General features: G+C 68.3%; 16 protein-coding genes. 9 read left to right on the forward strand and 7 right to left on the reverse strand.

Features of this window, described 5'->3' with window-relative positions:
• Positions 1–32: 32 nt before the first annotated feature.
• The gene (locus PE066_RS00740; protein WP_271234663.1) at positions 33–1,217 is read left to right on the forward strand and encodes a hypothetical protein; all 1,185 of its coding nucleotides are present in this window, start codon (positions 33–35) and stop codon (positions 1,215–1,217) included.
• 144 nt (positions 1,218–1,361) lie between these two features.
• On the opposite strand, the gene PE066_RS00745 is transcribed toward PE066_RS00740, so the two are convergent.
• The 4 genes from PE066_RS00745 to PE066_RS00760 all read right to left on the reverse strand — a co-directional run bounded on the left by PE066_RS00745 (position 1,362) and on the right by PE066_RS00760 (position 4,934).
• Complete coding sequence (locus PE066_RS00745) at positions 1,362–2,489, reverse strand: branched-chain amino acid ABC transporter substrate-binding protein (RefSeq protein ID WP_271234664.1); 1,128 nt, start codon at positions 2,487–2,489, stop codon at positions 1,362–1,364.
• A 144-nt stretch (positions 2,490–2,633) separates the two neighbouring features.
• Positions 2,634–2,948, reverse strand: a complete 315-nt coding sequence (locus tag PE066_RS00750; RefSeq protein WP_271234665.1) for a hypothetical protein — start codon at positions 2,946–2,948, stop codon at positions 2,634–2,636.
• Positions 2,948–3,379, reverse strand: coding sequence for a DNA polymerase III subunit chi (locus PE066_RS00755; RefSeq protein WP_271234666.1), 432 nt, complete (start codon positions 3,377–3,379; stop codon positions 2,948–2,950). The genes PE066_RS00750 and PE066_RS00755 overlap by 1 nt, the downstream gene beginning before the upstream one ends.
• Positions 3,380–3,386: 7 nt before the next feature.
• On the reverse strand, positions 3,387–4,934 hold the full coding sequence (locus PE066_RS00760) for a leucyl aminopeptidase (protein WP_271234667.1): 1,548 nt from the start codon (positions 4,932–4,934) through the stop codon (positions 3,387–3,389).
• Positions 4,935–4,972: 38 nt separating this feature from the next.
• Here PE066_RS00760 and lptF point away from each other — a divergent pair, with 38 nt between their 5' ends.
• The 5 genes from lptF to PE066_RS00785 are packed head-to-tail and all read left to right on the forward strand — an operon-like array spanning position 4,973 to position 9,683.
• Positions 4,973–6,079, forward strand: a complete 1,107-nt coding sequence (gene lptF, locus PE066_RS00765) for an LPS export ABC transporter permease LptF (protein ID WP_271234668.1) — start codon at positions 4,973–4,975, stop codon at positions 6,077–6,079.
• Positions 6,076–7,176: an LPS export ABC transporter permease LptG gene (lptG, locus tag PE066_RS00770; protein ID WP_271234669.1), complete on the forward strand. Its 1,101-nt coding sequence runs from the start codon at positions 6,076–6,078 to the stop codon at positions 7,174–7,176. The genes lptF and lptG overlap by 4 nt, the downstream gene beginning before the upstream one ends.
• Positions 7,173–7,535, forward strand: a complete 363-nt coding sequence (locus tag PE066_RS00775) for a sirohydrochlorin chelatase (RefSeq protein WP_271234670.1) — start codon at positions 7,173–7,175, stop codon at positions 7,533–7,535. Before lptG ends, PE066_RS00775 begins: the two co-directional genes overlap by 4 nt.
• Positions 7,536–7,579: 44 nt before the next feature.
• Positions 7,580–8,524, forward strand: coding sequence for a CysB family HTH-type transcriptional regulator (locus PE066_RS00780; protein ID WP_271234671.1), 945 nt, complete (start codon positions 7,580–7,582; stop codon positions 8,522–8,524).
• Positions 8,514–9,683 carry a pyridoxal phosphate-dependent aminotransferase gene (locus PE066_RS00785; protein ID WP_271234672.1) on the forward strand — a complete coding sequence of 390 codons (1,170 nt, stop codon included), beginning with the start codon at positions 8,514–8,516 and terminating at the stop codon, positions 9,681–9,683. Before PE066_RS00780 ends, PE066_RS00785 begins: the two co-directional genes overlap by 11 nt.
• A 6-nt stretch (positions 9,684–9,689) precedes the next feature.
• On the opposite strand, the gene PE066_RS00790 is transcribed toward PE066_RS00785, so the two are convergent.
• The gene (locus tag PE066_RS00790; RefSeq protein WP_271236646.1) at positions 9,690–10,583 is read right to left on the reverse strand and encodes a ketopantoate reductase family protein; all 894 of its coding nucleotides are present in this window, start codon (positions 10,581–10,583) and stop codon (positions 9,690–9,692) included.
• Positions 10,584–10,732: 149 nt separating this feature from the next.
• On the opposite strand from PE066_RS00790, the gene PE066_RS00795 reads away from it, so the two are divergent.
• The gene (locus PE066_RS00795; protein ID WP_271234673.1) at positions 10,733–11,428 is read left to right on the forward strand and encodes an SGNH/GDSL hydrolase family protein; all 696 of its coding nucleotides are present in this window, start codon (positions 10,733–10,735) and stop codon (positions 11,426–11,428) included.
• A gap of 83 nt (positions 11,429–11,511) precedes the next feature.
• The gene (locus tag PE066_RS00800; protein ID WP_271234674.1) at positions 11,512–11,976 is read left to right on the forward strand and encodes an EVE domain-containing protein; all 465 of its coding nucleotides are present in this window, start codon (positions 11,512–11,514) and stop codon (positions 11,974–11,976) included.
• A 61-nt stretch (positions 11,977–12,037) separates the two neighbouring features.
• On the opposite strand, the gene clpA is transcribed toward PE066_RS00800, so the two are convergent.
• Positions 12,038–14,353, reverse strand: a complete 2,316-nt coding sequence (gene clpA, locus PE066_RS00805) for an ATP-dependent Clp protease ATP-binding subunit ClpA (RefSeq protein WP_271234675.1) — start codon at positions 14,351–14,353, stop codon at positions 12,038–12,040.
• Between the two features lie 54 nt (positions 14,354–14,407).
• Positions 14,408–14,776, reverse strand: coding sequence for an ATP-dependent Clp protease adapter ClpS (gene clpS / locus PE066_RS00810; protein WP_271236647.1), 369 nt, complete (start codon positions 14,774–14,776; stop codon positions 14,408–14,410).
• A 276-nt stretch (positions 14,777–15,052) separates the two neighbouring features.
• Between clpS and PE066_RS00815 the strand changes: the two genes are divergently transcribed.
• Positions 15,053–15,370 (forward strand): cold-shock protein, encoded by a 318-nt coding sequence (locus tag PE066_RS00815; protein WP_271234676.1) that lies wholly within the window; start codon positions 15,053–15,055, stop codon positions 15,368–15,370.
• Positions 15,371–15,493 lie beyond the last annotated feature (123 nt).

A 15,493-nucleotide genomic window follows, 5' to 3' on the forward strand; every position in this document is an offset into this window, starting at 1 on the left:
CACTTGCGAACTTGAACTCATGGAGAGCCCCGATGCAGCCTCAGACCCGGCGTGCAACCCTGCGCGCGCTTTGCGCATGTACCCTGGCGACCGGCAGCGGGCAGCTGTTCGCGCAGGTGTTGCCCACCGCTTCGCTCGCAAGATCGCCGGCGGAGACCTGGCGCGGGGCTGGAGCCCACATCGAGCGCGCCATCAGCATGTCTTCCTCGGTGACCGCGTCGCTTGACTCGCTGACGCGGGAGGTGGCGCGCATCCTCGACTCGATCGGGCAGCTGCAGCGCAAGGCGAGTTCGCTGTCCGGTGAGATTTCCAAACTCAAGGAGCGCAGGCAATCGCTGCTGGAGGAGTATCGCAACGGCCTGTTCTGCAGCGGCTGCAGCCAGACGAAATCGCAGATCCTGGCCAAGGGCGAGACATTTCCGCATCCCGGCCAGAAGATCATCCAGCCGACGCCCGAGCAGATCAAGGCGAAGGACCGCGAGCTGCAATCACCGATCGACGACGCCGTGCGGCGGCTCGGCCAGGTCGAGAAAGACTTGAAGAAGAACCAGGACCAGTCGGTGGTCGGCCTCGAGCAGGTGCGACTGGGCGTCCTGTTCTGGCGAACCGCTTCGAGCTACGCGCGGCTGTCGCAGGCCGCCGGCGCCGAGCTCTCGCTCAAGCAGCTGGAGATGCAAGCCAAGGACATGGAGGACCATCTTGCTGCCTCGCGCCAGCTGCTGCGGACAGCCCGCACCGAGCCCGAGCGCGAGAACGCCCGGCGCGAGATGGAAAGCTGGCAACGCCTGCTGGCCAAGAGCAAGGCCGACGCGCAGGAGCTGCAGGACCGGATTGGCACATCGTCCACGCGTGTGTCCGACCGGGTGGACGGCGAGTTCCGTCGCATCCAGGGCTTCGTCAACAGGGGCGAACTGTTCGCCCGCGTGGGCGGACCCTCGGAGGTCCTGGTGTTTCCGAGCGCGCCGGAGTTCGCGATGGGCGCCACCTACCTGATGGGGCGCCTGCCGGAGCCGGGGGTGCCGCCCAGCCCGCTGCCGTCGGTGCGCGGCTTTGCCTCCAGCTATCAGCGGTTCGGCGGCGAGTTCGGGCAAGCGCGTTCCGTGCTGTCCGCCGCGACTGCAGCGCCGGTAGCCCCAGCCGTCTCCAGCGCTGCAAGCCCGGCGACGGCTGCGGCCGCTCCCGCCGCGCCATCCAACCTGCTCAAGGCCTTGCCCTGACTTGGGGGGATGCTCACCAAGGGGAGTGACGCCCTCGCACACTCGGCGGCGCATCACAGCAGCCGTAGCGCCGAACTGCAAACTGCTGGCGTAAAAAAAGGCCGCCTTGCGGCGGCCTTTGCATACAGGGCACAGCCCCGGGAATCAGTTCAGCGGCGTCTTCTTGCCGCCCTTGTACGTGTACAGGGTGGTCGCCGGGTTCTTCAGTTCGCCGTTCGGCTCGAACGCGATCGTGGCGGTCACGCCCTTGTAGTTGGACTTCTTCAGCTCGGGGATGTACTTCTTGGGATCGGCCGAGTTGGCGCGCTTCATCGCGTCGACCAGCAGGTAGGTGGCGTCGTAGGTGTACGGGCTGTAGACCTGGAACTGGCCGGGGTACTTGGCGTCGTACTTCTTCTTCCACTCGGTGCCGCCGGGCATCTTGGCCAGCGAGGAACCGCCCTCGGCGCAGATCACGTTCTCCAGCGTCTTGGCACCGGCGGCCAGCTTGATGATCTCGGACGTGCAGATGCCGTCGCCACCGAAGTACTTGACGTTGGACAGGCCGAGTTGCTCCATCTGGCGCAGCATCGGGCCGGCTTGCGGGTCCATGCCGCCGTAGAAGATGGCGTCGGGGCTCTTGGACTTGATGGCGGTCAGGATGGCCATGAAGTCGGTGGCCTTGTCGGTGGTGAACTGCTCGTCCACGACCTGCATGCCCTTTTGCTGCGCCGTCTTCTTGAACACCTCGGCGACGCCCTGGCCGTAGGCCGTGCGGTCGTCGATGATGGCGACCTTCTTCAGCTTGAGCGTGTCGGCGGCGTACAGGGCCAGCGCAGCGCCCAGGGCGTTGTCGTTGGCGATGATGCGGAACGTGGTGTTGTAGTTCGGCTTGGTCAGGTTCGGGTTGGTGGCCGCGCCGGTGACGTGCGGGATGCCGCAGTCGTTATAGACCTTGGAGGCGGGGATGGTGGTGCCGGAGTTCAGGTGGCCCACCACGCCGGCGACCTTGGAGTCGCACAGCTTCTGGGCGGCCGCGGTGCCCTGCTTCGGGTCGGCCGCGTCGTCCTCGGCCTGGATCTCGAACTTCACCTTCTTGCCGCCGATGGTGATGTTCTGCGCGTTCAGCTCCTCGAGGGCCATGCGCACGCCGTTCTCGTTGTCCTTGCCGTAGTGGGCCTGGGCGCCGGAAACCGGGGCAACGTGACCGATCTTGATCACCTCCTGGGCGGCCGCCAGGCCGCAGGCAGCTGCCAGTGCGGCGGCCACCGTCAACTTCAACTTCATCTGCATGGATTACCTCCGAAAGTGGGGATGGGTTGAGATCTTTTGTCAGCTCAACGGCCGCGAACATAGCCGAATTTGATTGCTCAAGCCATAAGGGGAAACGCACGGGAGCAGCCGGTGCGGCGGCCCGTTGCAGGGGGTGCGGAGGGCCTAGCGGCCGGACGGCTGAGGCGTGGCGGCCGAGCGTGCTTCGGTCACCAGTTCATCGGCCAGCGCCTCGGCGACGACGGCGCCGACCACCGCCTCGACCTCTTCGCGCAACGCCGGCGCGAGCGTGCGGCTGTGCTCCAGCACCACGCTGGCGATCGCCTCGCGCAGCCGCTTGTCCAGCGTGAGGTCGATGCGCTGCATGATGCGATGGACCAACTCGTGCTGCGAGGGCGCTTCGCTCGCCGCGGGCGGCGCGGCGCCCGCCACCACCTCGGTCAGGGTCGGCACGTAGCGCGGCGGGGTGCGGTGGGCCATCAGCGCGCGGGCCCCACTTCGAACTGGTCGACGGCGTAGCCGCGATCCTTGTAGTGGCGCCAGCGGCGCCGCCCGTGCTGCCGGTCGTCCGGCTCGGCCGAAACGACTTCGATCAGGCGCTCGAAGCGTTCGAAGCCCTCGGGCACCGCGGCGCCCAGGTTCACCAGCACCTGCTGGTGCGGCGCCGAACGCGGCGCCGATGCCAGCACGATGGGCGAGCGGGCCTGGACCCGCTGCCCCTGGGCGGCGTCATGGCAATGCGGCAAAAAGTCAAGCGGGCTGAACGACCACAGGGCGATGTCCAGCTCGCGCAGGACATCGTCCTCCCCGGTCACGACCACCTGCGCGCCCGTGCCCCAGGCCTTGCGCACCAGCCGGCACGCGTAGCCCAGCTTGTCGGGCGCGTTGAAGTGGAACGCGACCTCGGTCATGACCGGTTCAGGCGGCCGCCTTGCGGCCCGCGCCGCCCGTGCGCCTGGCCATGGCGGCGCCGGCGGCAGGCTTGCGCTTGGCAGCGGCAGCCGGCTTGCGACCGGCAGCGCTGGGCGCCTGCTGGCCCAGCAGGTACTGCACCAGGAGGCCGACCGGGCGGCCGGTGGCGCCCTTGGCCGCGCCGCCCTTCCAGGCCGTGCCGGCGATGTCCAGGTGGGCCCACGGGTAGCGGGATGCGAAGCGCTGCAGGAACTTGGCGGCCGTCACGGCGCCGGCCGGGCGACCGGCCACGTTGGCCATGTCGGCGAAGTTGGTCTTCAGGCCCTCGCCGTACTCGTCGTCCAGCGGCATGCGCCAGCAGGGATCGCAGGCCGCATCGCCCGCCTCCTGCAGCGCCAGGGCGAGATCGTCGTCGCTGGCGAACAGGCCGCTGCGCACGGCGCCCAGCGCGATGACGCAGGCGCCCGTGAGCGTCGCGATGTCGACCACGGCGCGCGGCTTGAACCGCTCGGCATAGGTCAGCGCGTCGCACAGGATCAGGCGGCCCTCGGCGTCGGTGTTCAGCACTTCGATGGTCTGCCCGCTCAGGCTGGTGAGCACGTCCCCCGGCTTGAGGGCGCGGCCGTCGGGCAGGTTCTCGCAGCTGGGGATGAGGCCGACGACGTTGATGGCCGGCCGGACCTCGCCCAGTGCGCGGAAGGTGCCCAGCACGCTGGCGGCGCCGCCCATGTCGAACTTCATCTCGTCCATCTCGGGCGCCGGCTTGATCGAGATGCCGCCGCTGTCGAAGGTGATGCCCTTGCCGACCAGCACCACCGGCGCCTCGGAGGCCGCCGCACCCTGGTACTTCAGCACGATGAAGCGCAGCGGCTCCTCGGAGCCGCGTGCCACGGCCGCGAGCGCGCCCATGCCCAGTTTGGCGACTTCCTTCGGGCCCAGCACCTCGCACTGGAACCCATGCGCCTTGGCCAGCTTCTTCGCCTCCTCGCCCAGCCGCGTGGGCGTGGCCAGGTTGGGCGGCAGGTTGCCCAGCTCGCGGGCGAATTCGATGCCGTTGGCGGCAGCGCGGGCCGCATCGAAAGCGCCCTGGTGGGCCGCGACGTCACCCGCCACGGCAATCGTGACGCGCTGCAGTTCGCGGCCTTCCGGCTTGGATTTGGTGGCGACGAAGACGTAGCTGGCCTCGGCCGTGCCGGCGACGGCGGCGCGCACCGCGCCTTCGGGCGCGTCGGCCGGCAGGCAGACGACCAGGCGCTTGACGCCCTTGCTGCGCAGGGCGGCTACCGCGGCATGCACGGCGGCCTGGATGCGTTTGGCAGAACCGTCGCCCGCCCCCGCCAGCACCAGCCGGCTGGCGGCGACGCCCTCGAACCGGTAGGCCTGCAGGAGCTTGCCGGGCTTGCCTTCGAAGTCGCCGGCCTTGCGCGCCTCCTGCGCCAGCCGCGACACCGGGTCGGACCCGCCGGCGAAGTCCTCGCCCATCACCACCACCAGTGCATCGCACTTTTGCGCGGCCGCCTCGGCGAGCCCCAGTGCCTTGAGTTCGAAGTTCATAATCCCGTGTTTCTTCTCGCGAGCCGCGTTTCGCGCCGATGTTATTCCATTCCTCCCTGCGCAGAGAGCTGGCCCGCAGCTTCGGCGCGACCCTCGTGGTGCTGGTGACCATCGTCATGACGATGACCCTGATCCGCACCCTGAGCCAGGCCAACCGCGGCAGCGTCAACCCCCAGGAAGTGCTGATGGTCATGGGCTATACGGTGCTGGGATACCTGCCGCCCATCCTGACGCTGTGCCTGTTCATCGCCATCGTGGGCACGCTCTCGCGCATGTACAGCGACAGCGAGATGGTGATCTGGTTCTCCGCCGGGCGCGGGCTGTCGGCGCTGCTGCGGCCGCTGCTGATGTTCGCCTGGCCGATCCTGGCCGTGATCGCCGCCATGGGGCTGCTGGTCTGGCCCTGGGCCAACCAGCAGACGCAGGACCTGAAGGACCGCTACGGCAGCCGCGGCGACCTCGAACGGGTGGCGCCCGGCCAGTTCCAGGAGTCGGCCAGCGGCACCCGCGTCTTTTTCCTGGACAAGGACACGCCGGACAACAAGTCGGGCAAGAACATCTTCATCTCCACCGTCGAGAAGGGCAAGCAGACCGTCACCACGGCGCGCACCGGGCGGGTGGTGACCGAAGGCGAGACCCAGTTTCTGCTGCTGTCCAACGGCCAGCGGCTGGAGACCCAGGTGGAGGGCGGCAACCTCAAGATCAGCGAGTTCCATGAGCTGGGCAACAAGGTGGGCAGCACCCAGCTCGGTCCGCAGGACAACGCGCCGTCCAAGACGCTTTCGACCTATGCGCTGCTGGCCAGCCCCAGTGGCCCCAACCTGGGCGAGCTGGCGTGGCGCATCGGACTGGCGCTGGCGGCCCTCAATTTCGTGGTCATCGCCATCACCGTCTCCAGCGTCAACCCGCGCGCCGGCCGCAGCGGCAACCTGGTGTTCGCGCTGTTCGCCTTCATCGTCTACTACAACCTCCTGAACCTGGGCCAGAGCTGGATCAGCAGCGCGCGCGTGGGCTTCCTGCCGTTCATGCTCACCCTGCACGGCGGCACCTTCGCCCTGGCCGCCCTGTGGCTGGGCAAGCAGCACAACAACTGGGCATTGCCGCGGCTGCGGCGCCAGCAGCGGGCCGCAGGGGCGGCGGCATGAAGACCATCCGCCGCCTGATCTACCGCGAGGTGCTCTCGGCCGTGGTGTTCGTGGCCGCCGGCTTCCTGGCTCTTTTCTTCTTCTTTGATTTCGTCGACGAGCTGCCCAACGTCGGCAAGGGCGGCATCGCCACCTACAAGCTCACGCAGGCGCTGCTGTACGTCACGCTGCTGATGCCCAACCACCTGTACGAGCTGCTGCCGATCGCCGTGCTGATCGGCACCATCTTCGTGATGGCGCGGATGGCGCAAAGCTCCGAGTACACCATCCTGCGCACCAGCGGCCTCGGCCCGGGGCTGGCGCTGCGGACCCTGCTGCTGCTGGGCCTGGGCTTTGCCGCCCTCACCTTCGCGGTCGGCGACTACATCACCCCGGCCGCCGACAAGGCCGCGCAGTTGCTGCGGGCGCGCTACCAGGGGCGCATCAGCATCGGCCAGACCGGCGCCTGGCTGAAGGAGCGCCAGGCCCAGTCCACCTGGAACGTCAACGTGGCGGCGCTCGCGCCCGACGGCTCCATGCAGGGCGTGCGCCTGTTCGAGGCGGACGACCGTGGCCACATGATCAGCACCACCACGGCTGCGCGCGCGGTCTTCGGCGACCAGGGCTGGGTGCTGCAGGACGCCCAGGTCACGCGCTACCTCACGCGCACGCAGGCACCCACGGTGGAGCATGTCGTGCGCGCCGAGTTCGAATGGCCGACCCGGATCACGCCGGAAATGGTCTCGGTGGCGCTGCTCAAGCCCGACCGCATGAGCACCGTGGCCCTGTTCGAGTACATCCAGCACCTGGAAGACAACGGCCAGACCTCGCAGCGCTACGAGATCGAGTTCTGGCGCAAGGTGTTCTATCCGCTCAGTTGCCTGGTGATGGTGGTGATGGCGCTGCCCTTTGCCTACCTGCACTTCCGCGCGGGCGGGATCACCAGCTACGTCTTCGTCGGCGTGCTGATCGGCATCAGCTTCTTCCTGCTCAACAACGTGTTCGGCTACATGGGCAACCTGCGAACCTGGTGGCCGTGGCTGACGGCGGCCGCGCCCGGCCTGCTGTACAGCCTGCTGTCGCTGGGGGCGTTCACCTGGCTGGTGCTGCGGCGATGACGCGCGGCATCGTCCTGCTGGGCCACGGCTCGCGCGATCCGGCCTGGCGCGAGCCCATGGACGCGGTGGCGGCGCGCATCCGCGCACGCGCGCCCGATGCGCTGGTGGCCTGCGCCTTCCTCGAGTGGCAGGCTCCCGACCTCGCGGCGGCGATCGACCAGGTCGCGCAACAAGGGGCCACGTCGGTGGCGGTGCTGCCGGTGTTCGTCGGCGTCGGCCGGCACGTCCGCGAGGATCTCCCGGAGCACTTGGCCGCTGCGCGGCGCCGGCACCCGGCCCTGACGATCACCGCCCTGGCTTCGGTCGGCGAACAGGCGGCGGCGCTCGACTGCATGGCCTCGATTGCGCTCGGAGCTTAGTACGCTGCAGGCATAATAGGTTCCTGCTTAAGACCAAATTCGGCATGAACCTTCACCAGTTCCGCTTTGTCCAGGAAGCGGTCCGCCGCAACCTCAATCTCACCGAGGCGGCCAAGGCGCTGCATACCTCGCAGCCGGGCGTGTCCAAGGCGATCATCGAACTCGAGGAAGAGCTGGGGGTGGAAATCTTCGCCCGCCACGGCAAGCGCCTCAAGCGCGTCACCGAACCCGGCTTGCACGTGCTCAAGAGCATCGAGCTGATCATGCGCGAGGTCGGCAACCTCAAGCGCATCGGCGAGCAGTTCAGCGCCCAGGACAGCGGCACCCTGTCCATCGCCACCACCCACACCCAGGCCCGCTACGTGCTGCCGGGACCGGTGGCCAAGCTGCGCGAAGCCTACCCCAAGGTGAACGTCAGCCTGCACCAGGGATCGCCCGACCAGGTGGCCCGGATGGTGATCGACGAGGTGGTGGAGATCGGCGTGGCCACCGAATCGCTGACGGACTACCCCGAGCTGGTGACCCTGCCCTGCTACGAGTGGCAGCACATGCTGGTGGTGCCGCACGAGCATCCGCTGGCGCGCAAGGAACGCATCACGCTGGAGGACCTGGCGGCCGAGCCGATCATCACCTACCACCCGTCCTTCACCGGCCGCACCCGCATCGACGCCGCCTTCGCCCAGCGCAAGCTGAAGCCGCGGGTGGCGCTGGAGGCGATCGACTCGGACGTGATCAAGACCTACGTGCAGCTCGGCCTGGGCATCGGCATCGTCGCCGAGATGGCGATCCGCGGCGATGGGCAGGACGGTTTGACCGCGCGCCCGCTGGGCGCGCTGTTCGGCCAGAACGTCGCGCGCATCGCCTTCAAGCGCGGGGTCTACCTGCGCAACTTCGTCCTGCGGTTCGCCGAGCTGCTGTCGCCCGACCGGCTGAACCGCAACCTGATCGCCAAGGCCATGAACGGCCACGTGAACGACTATGACCTTTGAAACTGCGCCGCGCACGCCGGCCGTCCAGACCAAGCTGCCCAGCGTGGGCACGACCATCTTCACCGTGATGTCGGCCCTCGCCAGCGAGACCGGCGCCGTCAACCTGGGCCAGGGCTTCCCCGACTTCGACTGCGACCCGCGGCTGGTGCAAGCCGTGACCGACGCGATGACCAGCGGCTTGAACCAGTACCCGCCCATGGCCGGCGTGCCGGCGCTGCGCGAGGCGGTCTCGGCCAAGGTCGAGGCCCTGTATGGCCGCAGCTACGACCCGGGCGCCGAGGTGACCGTCACGGCCGGCGCGACCCAGGCCATCATCACCGCGATCCTGGCCGTGGTCCGGCCGGGGGACGAAGTGATCGTGCTGGAGCCCTGCTACGACAGCTACGTGCCCAACATCGAGCTGGCCGGCGGCACCGTGGTGCGCGTGCCGCTGGTGCCCGGCAGCTTCCGGCCGGACTTCGAAGCGATTGCAGCGGCGATGACGCCGCGCACCCGCGCGATCCTGGTCAACTCGCCCCACAACCCCAGCGCCACGGTCTGGACGCGCGAGGAGATGCTGCAGCTGCAGGACCTGCTGGCGCCCACCGACGTGCTGCTGATCAGCGACGAGGTCTACGAGCACATGGTGTTCGACGGCCAGCCGCACCAGAGCGCGGCGCGCTTTGCCGGCCTGGCGGCCCGCGCGTTCATCGTGTCGAGCTTCGGCAAGACCTACCACGTCACCGGCTGGAAGGTCGGCTACGTGCTGGCGCCGGCGGCCCTGTCGGCGGAATTCCGCAAGGTGCACCAGTTCAACGTGTTCACGGTCAACACGCCGGTCCAGCACGGGCTGGCGGCCTACATGGCGGACTCCCGGCCGTACCTGGAGCTGCCGGGGTTCTACCAGCGCAAGCGCGACCTGTTCCGCGAGGGCCTGGCACGCACCCGGCTGCGCATGCTGCCCAGCCAGGGCAGCTACTTCCAGTGCGTCGACATCTCCGCCGTCAGCGACCTGCGCGAAGACGAGTTCTGCCAGTGGCTGACGCGCGAGATCGGCGTCGCCGCCATCCCGCTGTCCGCCTTCTACGGCGACGGCTTCGACCAGCGCGTGGTGCGCTTCTGCTATGCCAAGAAGGACGAGACGCTGAACCAGGCGCTGCAGCGGCTGGCGCGGCTCTGAGGAGCGTTACCGCTTGCCCTCGATCAGCTTCACCAGGGCCCACAGCACCCGGTTGACCGGCGTCGCAATGCCCAGCGCCTGCCCACGCCGCATCACCAGGCCATTGAGGTAGTCGATCTCGCTGGGCTTGCCGCGGGCGAGGTCCTGTGCGGTCGACGAGAACTGGGCGGGCATGGTCTCGGCGATGCGGCGCACCGCGGCGTCGATGTCGCCGGGCAGCTGCACACCGTCGGCCGTCGCCACGGCCAGGCATTCATCCACCACGTCGCGCATCACTTTCTGGATGCCCTCGCCGCGCACGTTCTCGCCGTAGGGCCGCTGGGCAATCGCCGACACCGCGTTGTAGGCGCAGTTCAGGATCAGCTTGGCCCAGAGGGCGCCCCGCACGTTGTCCGAGATCTCGGCGGGAATGCCGGCGGCCGCCAGGGCCTGCGCCGCTTCGGCGCTTCGCGCGGCCGGCTCGATCACCAGTTCGCCCCGGCCGTGGTGCCGGACGTGCCCCGGGCCGGCCATCTCCGTCGCCACATAGACCACCGCCGCAGCGACCGAGTGGCCCGGCAGCACCGCGCGCAGGCGATCGGCGTTGTCCACGCCGTTCTGCAGGCACAGCACCAGGGCGTCGCGTTCGAGGTGCGGCGCGATCTGCGCGCCCGCCGACTCGGTGTCCATCGACTTCACGCAGAACAGCACCAGGTCCGCGCCGCGCACCGCCGAAGCATCGCTGCCTGCAGCCAGCCGCACGCGCTCGTCGAAGCTGCGTGTTTCCATGCGCAGGCCATCGCGCTCGATCGCCTCGGCGTGAACCGGACGCGCGATCAGCGCCACCTCGTGCCCGGCGCGGGCCAGCATGCCGCCGTAGTAGCAGCCGACCGCCCCCGCCCCCATCACCGCCACGCGCAATGCACCAGCCATGCGCCCGATTGTAGGCAGGGCGCGGTGCCAGGCGATCGGCAACGGAGCGCTACACACGGGCGCGCCTGCTTACAGACGGCGGCGCCGGGCGACTTCCAGAATGCGGTGCTTTGAATCGCTTGCGGGAAGAAGGAAGCATGAACCGCAGAGAAGCGGCCAGTCTGCTGGGGTCGCTGCTGCTGGCCGCATGCGGAGGCGGATCCGGACTCGATGCCACCCCCGAGGCGTCGGGTTCGGCGAGCCTGCGCACACCACCCACCCCCGATCTGGCCTTGTGGGGCGACTCCATGGTGCCGCCGCTGGCGCGCGCGCTGAGCCAGTTGCAGCCGGGGCGGCAGGTGTTCGACGGCGGCGTCGACGGCGAGACGTCCATGCAAGTGCTGGAGCGGCTGAGGGCGGCGCAGCCGGCGTTGCGCGACCGGATCACGATCTTCTGGTTCGGCCACAACAACTTCCGCCAGTCGGGCCCAGCGGCCGCCGCCCGGATCAAGTCGGACCTCGCGGCGGCGGTTGCCAGCCTGGCTCCCGGCAACGACGACTTCGTGGTGCTCGCGCTGGTGAACGACGCCGGCGCCGCACCGGCCGGCACGGCCGAACACGACGCCGTCGTCCGTCTCAACCAGGACCTGGCGGCTGCGTACCCGCTTCACTTCCTGGACATCCGCCGCTTCATGGTGGACCAGGCCGATCCCGCGACGGCGCAAGGCGCGAGCGACCTGCGCAACGACGTTCCGGCGTCCACCCTGCGCGCCGACAGCATCCACCTGAATGGCTTCGGCGCCGACGTGCTGGCCCGGCGCATCCAGGTGCTGCTGCAGGACTTCGGCTGGTAGCGCCGTTTCCCGGCCTGGTGCCGCCACGGCTTCCTGGCCGCCGGCGGCCGCCCATAATCCGGCGCGACTGTCCTGGGGGAGCGATGAAGCACTACTGGCTGATGAAGTCCGAGCCCGACGAGGCCTCGGTGGACGATTTCCTGGCGGCGCCCGGTGCAACCCTGCCCTGGACCGGGGTGCGCAACTACCAGGCGCGCAACTTCATGCGCGACACCATGCGCATCGACGACGGCGTCCTGTTCTATCACTCCAGCTGCGCCGAGCCGGGCATCGTCGGCCTCGCGCGGGTGGCGTCGGCGCCCTACCCCGACCCCACCCAGTTCGACCCGACGTCGCCCTACCACGACGAAGCCTCCCGCCCGGATGCGCCGCGCTGGATGCTGGTGGACGTGCAGGTGCTGGAGAAGACGCGCAACCTCACGCTGCCCGAGATGCGCGGCATTCCCGAGCTGGCCGACATGCTGGTGCTGAAGAAGGGCAACCGGCTGTCGATCACGCCCGTCGAACCCCAGCATTGGCGGCTGGTGACGAAACTGCTCGGCCCATAGAAAAGCCGCCCCAGGGGGCGGCTTTCGGTCGCGGGGCGGCGGTTCGCCCTGCTCGGGCGCGTTACTCGGAAGAGATCTCTTCCGGTTCCGGCTTGGCCCTGCCCTCCTTCTTCGGCAGCGGCTGGATGTCGAGCAGGACCTCGTCCTTGTCGTCCAGGTCCACCGTCAGGCGCCCGCCTTCGGTCAGCCGGCCGAACAGCAGTTCGTCGGCCAGCGCGCGCCGGATCGTGTCCTGGATCAGGCGCTGCATCGGCCGCGCGCCCATCAGCGGGTCGAAGCCCTTCTTGGCCAGGTGCTTGCGCAGCTTGTCGGTGAAGGTGACATCGACCTTCTTCTCGGACAACTGCTGCTCCAGCACCAGCAGGAACTTGTCGACCACGCGCAGGATGACCTGCTCGTCCAGCGCCTTGAAGCTGACGATGGCGTCCAGGCGGTTGCGGAACTCCGGCGTGAACAGGCGCTTGATGTCGGCCATCTCGTCGCCCGCCTCGCGCGGGTTGGTGAAGCCGATCGCCGCCTTGTTCATGGTCTCGGCCCCCGCGTTGGTGGTCATGATGATGATCACGTTGCGGAAGTCGGCCTTGCGCCCGTTGTTGTCGGTCAGCGTGCCATGGTCCATCACCTGCAGCAGCACGTTGAAGATGTCGGGGTGCGCTTTCTCGATCTCGTCGAGCAGCAGCACCGCGTGCGGCTTCTTGGTAATGGCCTCGGTCAGCAGGCCGCCCTGGTCGAAGCCGACATAGCCCGGGGGCGCACCGATCAGGCGCGACACCGCGTGCCGCTCCATGTACTCGGACATGTCGAAGCGGATCAGCTCGATGCCCATGATGTAGGCCAGCTGCTTGGCCGCCTCGGTCTTGCCGACCCCGGTGGGGCCGGAGAACAGGAACGAGCCGATCGGCTTGTCGCCCTTGCCCAGGCCCGAGCGCGCCATCTTGACGGCGCCCGCCAGCACCTCGAGGGCCTTGTCCTGGCCGAACACCACGGACTTGAGGTCGCGCTCGAGGTTCTGCAGCTTGCCGCGGTCGTCGTTGGACACGTTGGCCGGCGGGATGCGGGCGATCTTGGCCACGATCTCCTCGACCTCGGCCTTGGAGATCGTCTTCTTGCGCTTGCCCGCGGGCAGGATGCGCTGGGCCGCGCCGGCCTCGTCGATCACGTCGATGGCCTTGTCGGGCAGGTGCCGGTCGTTGATGTACTTGGCCGACAGCTCGGCCGCCGCCTGCAGGGCGTTGGCCGCGTACTTGACGCTGTGGTGCTCCTCGAAGCGCGACTTCAGGCCCTTGAGGATCTCAATGGTCTGCTCGACGGTCGGCTCGACCACGTCGACCTTCTGGAAGCGCCGCGACAGGGCCGCGTCCTTCTCGAAGATGCCGCGGTACTCGGTGAAGGTGGTCGCGCCGATGCACTTGAGCTGGCCGCTCGAGAGCGCCGGCTTGAGCAGGTTGGACGCGTCCAGCGTGCCGCCCGAGGCCGCGCCGGCCCCGATCAGGGTGTGGATCTCGTCGATGAACAGGATGGCGTTGGGCTTGTCCTTGAGCGACTTGAGAACGCCCTTGAGGCGCTGCTCGAAATCGCCGCGGTACTTGGTGCCCGCCAGCAGCGCGCCCATGTCGAGCGAGTAGACGTTGGAATCGGCCAGGATCTCGGGCACGTCCTTCTGGACGATGCGCCAGGCCAGGCCCTCGGCGATGGCCGTCTTGCCGACGCCGGCCTCGCCCACCAGCAGCGGGTTGTTCTTGCGCCGGCGGCACAGGATCTGGATGACGCGCTCGACCTCGTACTCGCGGCCGATCAGCGGGTCGATCTTGCCGTCCTTGGCCTGCTGGTTGAGGTTGACGGTGAACTGCTCCAGCGGCGAGGCCTTCTCGTTCTTCTCGCCGCCTTCCTCGCCGTCGGCGCCCGACGACTCGCCGCTCTTGGCGGGCTCGGGCGGGTCGCTCTTCTTGATGCCGTGGGCGATGAAGTTGACCACGTCCAGCCGCGTGACGCCCTGCTGGTGCAGGTAGTACACGGCGTGCGAATCCTTCTCGCCGAAGATGGCCACCAGCACGTTGGCGCCGGTGACTTCCTTCTTGCCGTTGCCGGTGGACTGCACGTGCATGATCGCGCGCTGGATCACGCGCTGGAAGCCCAGCGTCGGCTGGGTATCCACGTCGTCGGTGCCGGCGACCTGCGGCGTGTTGTCCTTGATGAAGTTGGACAGCGACTTGCGCAGGTCGTCGATGTTGGCCGAGCAAGCCCGGAGCACCTCGGCCGCGCTGGGGTTGTCCAGCAGGGCCAGCAGCAGGTGTTCCACGGTGATGAACTCGTGGCGCTGCTGCCGCGCCTCCACGAACGCCATGTGGAGGCTGACTTCCAATTCCTGGGCAATCATGAACTTTCCTTTTGCCTTGCTTGCTGGGAACGCGGTGAGCGCTTGGACTGCGCGTTACTCGACAGGTTCACTCACGCACTGCAGCGGGTGGCCTGCCTGGCGGGCGGCTTCCTGGACCTGCTCCACCTTGGTGGCAGCGACGTCGCGGGAATAGACCCCGCAGATGCCTTTTCCGTCGAGGTGGATCTTGAGCATGATCTGGGTTGCCGTCTCGCGGTCCTTGTTGAAGAACTCCTGGATCACCACGACCACGAACTCCATCGGGGTGTAGTCGTCGTTGAGCATGACGACCTGGTACATCTGGGGCGGCTTCGTCTTCTGGGTCCGCCTCTCGAGCACCACGGAGCCGCCGTCGTCCTCCGTCGGCTGCGCGCGGGGCGCGACCGGTGCGGGCACGGGTGGTTTGCTGGCCATGAAATTCATTCTATCGAGCAGGCTTTCGCGCTGCACCGCCAATCTGAAATGGTGACGGGGGCGCCACATTCAAGCAGCGCGGCCGGAGCCAGCTGAGGGCCTTCCGCGCGCTCAGCCGGGTCGGCTGCGCGCCTCTCTAGTTTCCCCGCCGAGCGGGGCTCGCGGCCGATTGCATCGCCCGAAGGAGCCATCAAAACTTTAGTATGTGGAAATGTTGACAGCCCCGGGCCTGATCCGTGACACTCGCGCGCAGGAATTCGAGGGATTGGAGAGAGGGGCCCCGTCATGGCGACCGGTACTGTCAAGTGGTTCAACGATGCGAAGGGATTCGGGTTCATAGAGCCCGACGGCGGCGGCTCGGACGTGTTCGCCCATTTCTCGGCCATTGCGATGGAGGGGTTCAAGACCCTCAAGCAGGGCTCGCGCGTGAGTTTCGAGATCACCGAGGGCCCGAAAGGCCAGCTCGCGCAGAACATCCAGACCGAGGCCCAGCCCAACGGCGCCGGCCCGGCAGCCGAAGACGAGAGGCCGCCGCGGCAGTCCAAGGTGCGGGCGCCGCAGTTCCATGCTTCCGGGCAGCGGGCGGATCTTCCGGCCGAGTAGGCGGCCTGGCCATGAAGAACAGCCGCCCCGTGGGCGGCTGTTTCGTTTCTGGGGCTGTGGATCCCCGCTTTCGCTGCGCTCGCGGGGATGACCTCGCGCGAGGGCCTTCGGCCCTCATGCAAG

This window comes from Ramlibacter tataouinensis (assembly GCF_027941915.1).
GTDB lineage: Bacteria > Pseudomonadota > Gammaproteobacteria > Burkholderiales > Burkholderiaceae_C > Ramlibacter > Ramlibacter tataouinensis_C.

Excerpts from the sequence above, each read along its gene's own strand:
- PE066_RS00740 (WP_271234663.1), top strand. The coding sequence starts at position 33 with ATGCAGCCTCAGACCCGGCGTGCAACCCTGCGCGCGCTTTGCGCATGT.
- PE066_RS00745 (WP_271234664.1), bottom strand. The coding sequence starts at position 2,489 with ATGCAGATGAAGTTGAAGTTGACGGTGGCCGCCGCACTGGCAGCTGCC.
- PE066_RS00750 (WP_271234665.1), bottom strand. The coding sequence starts at position 2,948 with ATGGCCCACCGCACCCCGCCGCGCTACGTGCCGACCCTGACCGAGGTG.
- PE066_RS00755 (WP_271234666.1), bottom strand. The coding sequence starts at position 3,379 with ATGACCGAGGTCGCGTTCCACTTCAACGCGCCCGACAAGCTGGGCTAC.
- PE066_RS00760 (WP_271234667.1), bottom strand. The coding sequence starts at position 4,934 with ATGAACTTCGAACTCAAGGCACTGGGGCTCGCCGAGGCGGCCGCGCAA.
- lptF (WP_271234668.1), top strand. The coding sequence starts at position 4,973 with ATGTTATTCCATTCCTCCCTGCGCAGAGAGCTGGCCCGCAGCTTCGGC.
- lptG (WP_271234669.1), top strand. The coding sequence starts at position 6,076 with ATGAAGACCATCCGCCGCCTGATCTACCGCGAGGTGCTCTCGGCCGTG.
- PE066_RS00775 (WP_271234670.1), top strand. The coding sequence starts at position 7,173 with ATGACGCGCGGCATCGTCCTGCTGGGCCACGGCTCGCGCGATCCGGCC.
- PE066_RS00780 (WP_271234671.1), top strand. The coding sequence starts at position 7,580 with ATGAACCTTCACCAGTTCCGCTTTGTCCAGGAAGCGGTCCGCCGCAAC.
- PE066_RS00785 (WP_271234672.1), top strand. The coding sequence starts at position 8,514 with ATGACCTTTGAAACTGCGCCGCGCACGCCGGCCGTCCAGACCAAGCTG.
- PE066_RS00795 (WP_271234673.1), top strand. The coding sequence starts at position 10,733 with ATGAACCGCAGAGAAGCGGCCAGTCTGCTGGGGTCGCTGCTGCTGGCC.
- PE066_RS00800 (WP_271234674.1), top strand. The coding sequence starts at position 11,512 with ATGAAGCACTACTGGCTGATGAAGTCCGAGCCCGACGAGGCCTCGGTG.
- clpA (WP_271234675.1), bottom strand. The coding sequence starts at position 14,353 with ATGATTGCCCAGGAATTGGAAGTCAGCCTCCACATGGCGTTCGTGGAG.
- clpS (WP_271236647.1), bottom strand. The coding sequence starts at position 14,776 with ATGAATTTCATGGCCAGCAAACCACCCGTGCCCGCACCGGTCGCGCCC.
- PE066_RS00815 (WP_271234676.1), top strand. The coding sequence starts at position 15,053 with ATGGCGACCGGTACTGTCAAGTGGTTCAACGATGCGAAGGGATTCGGG.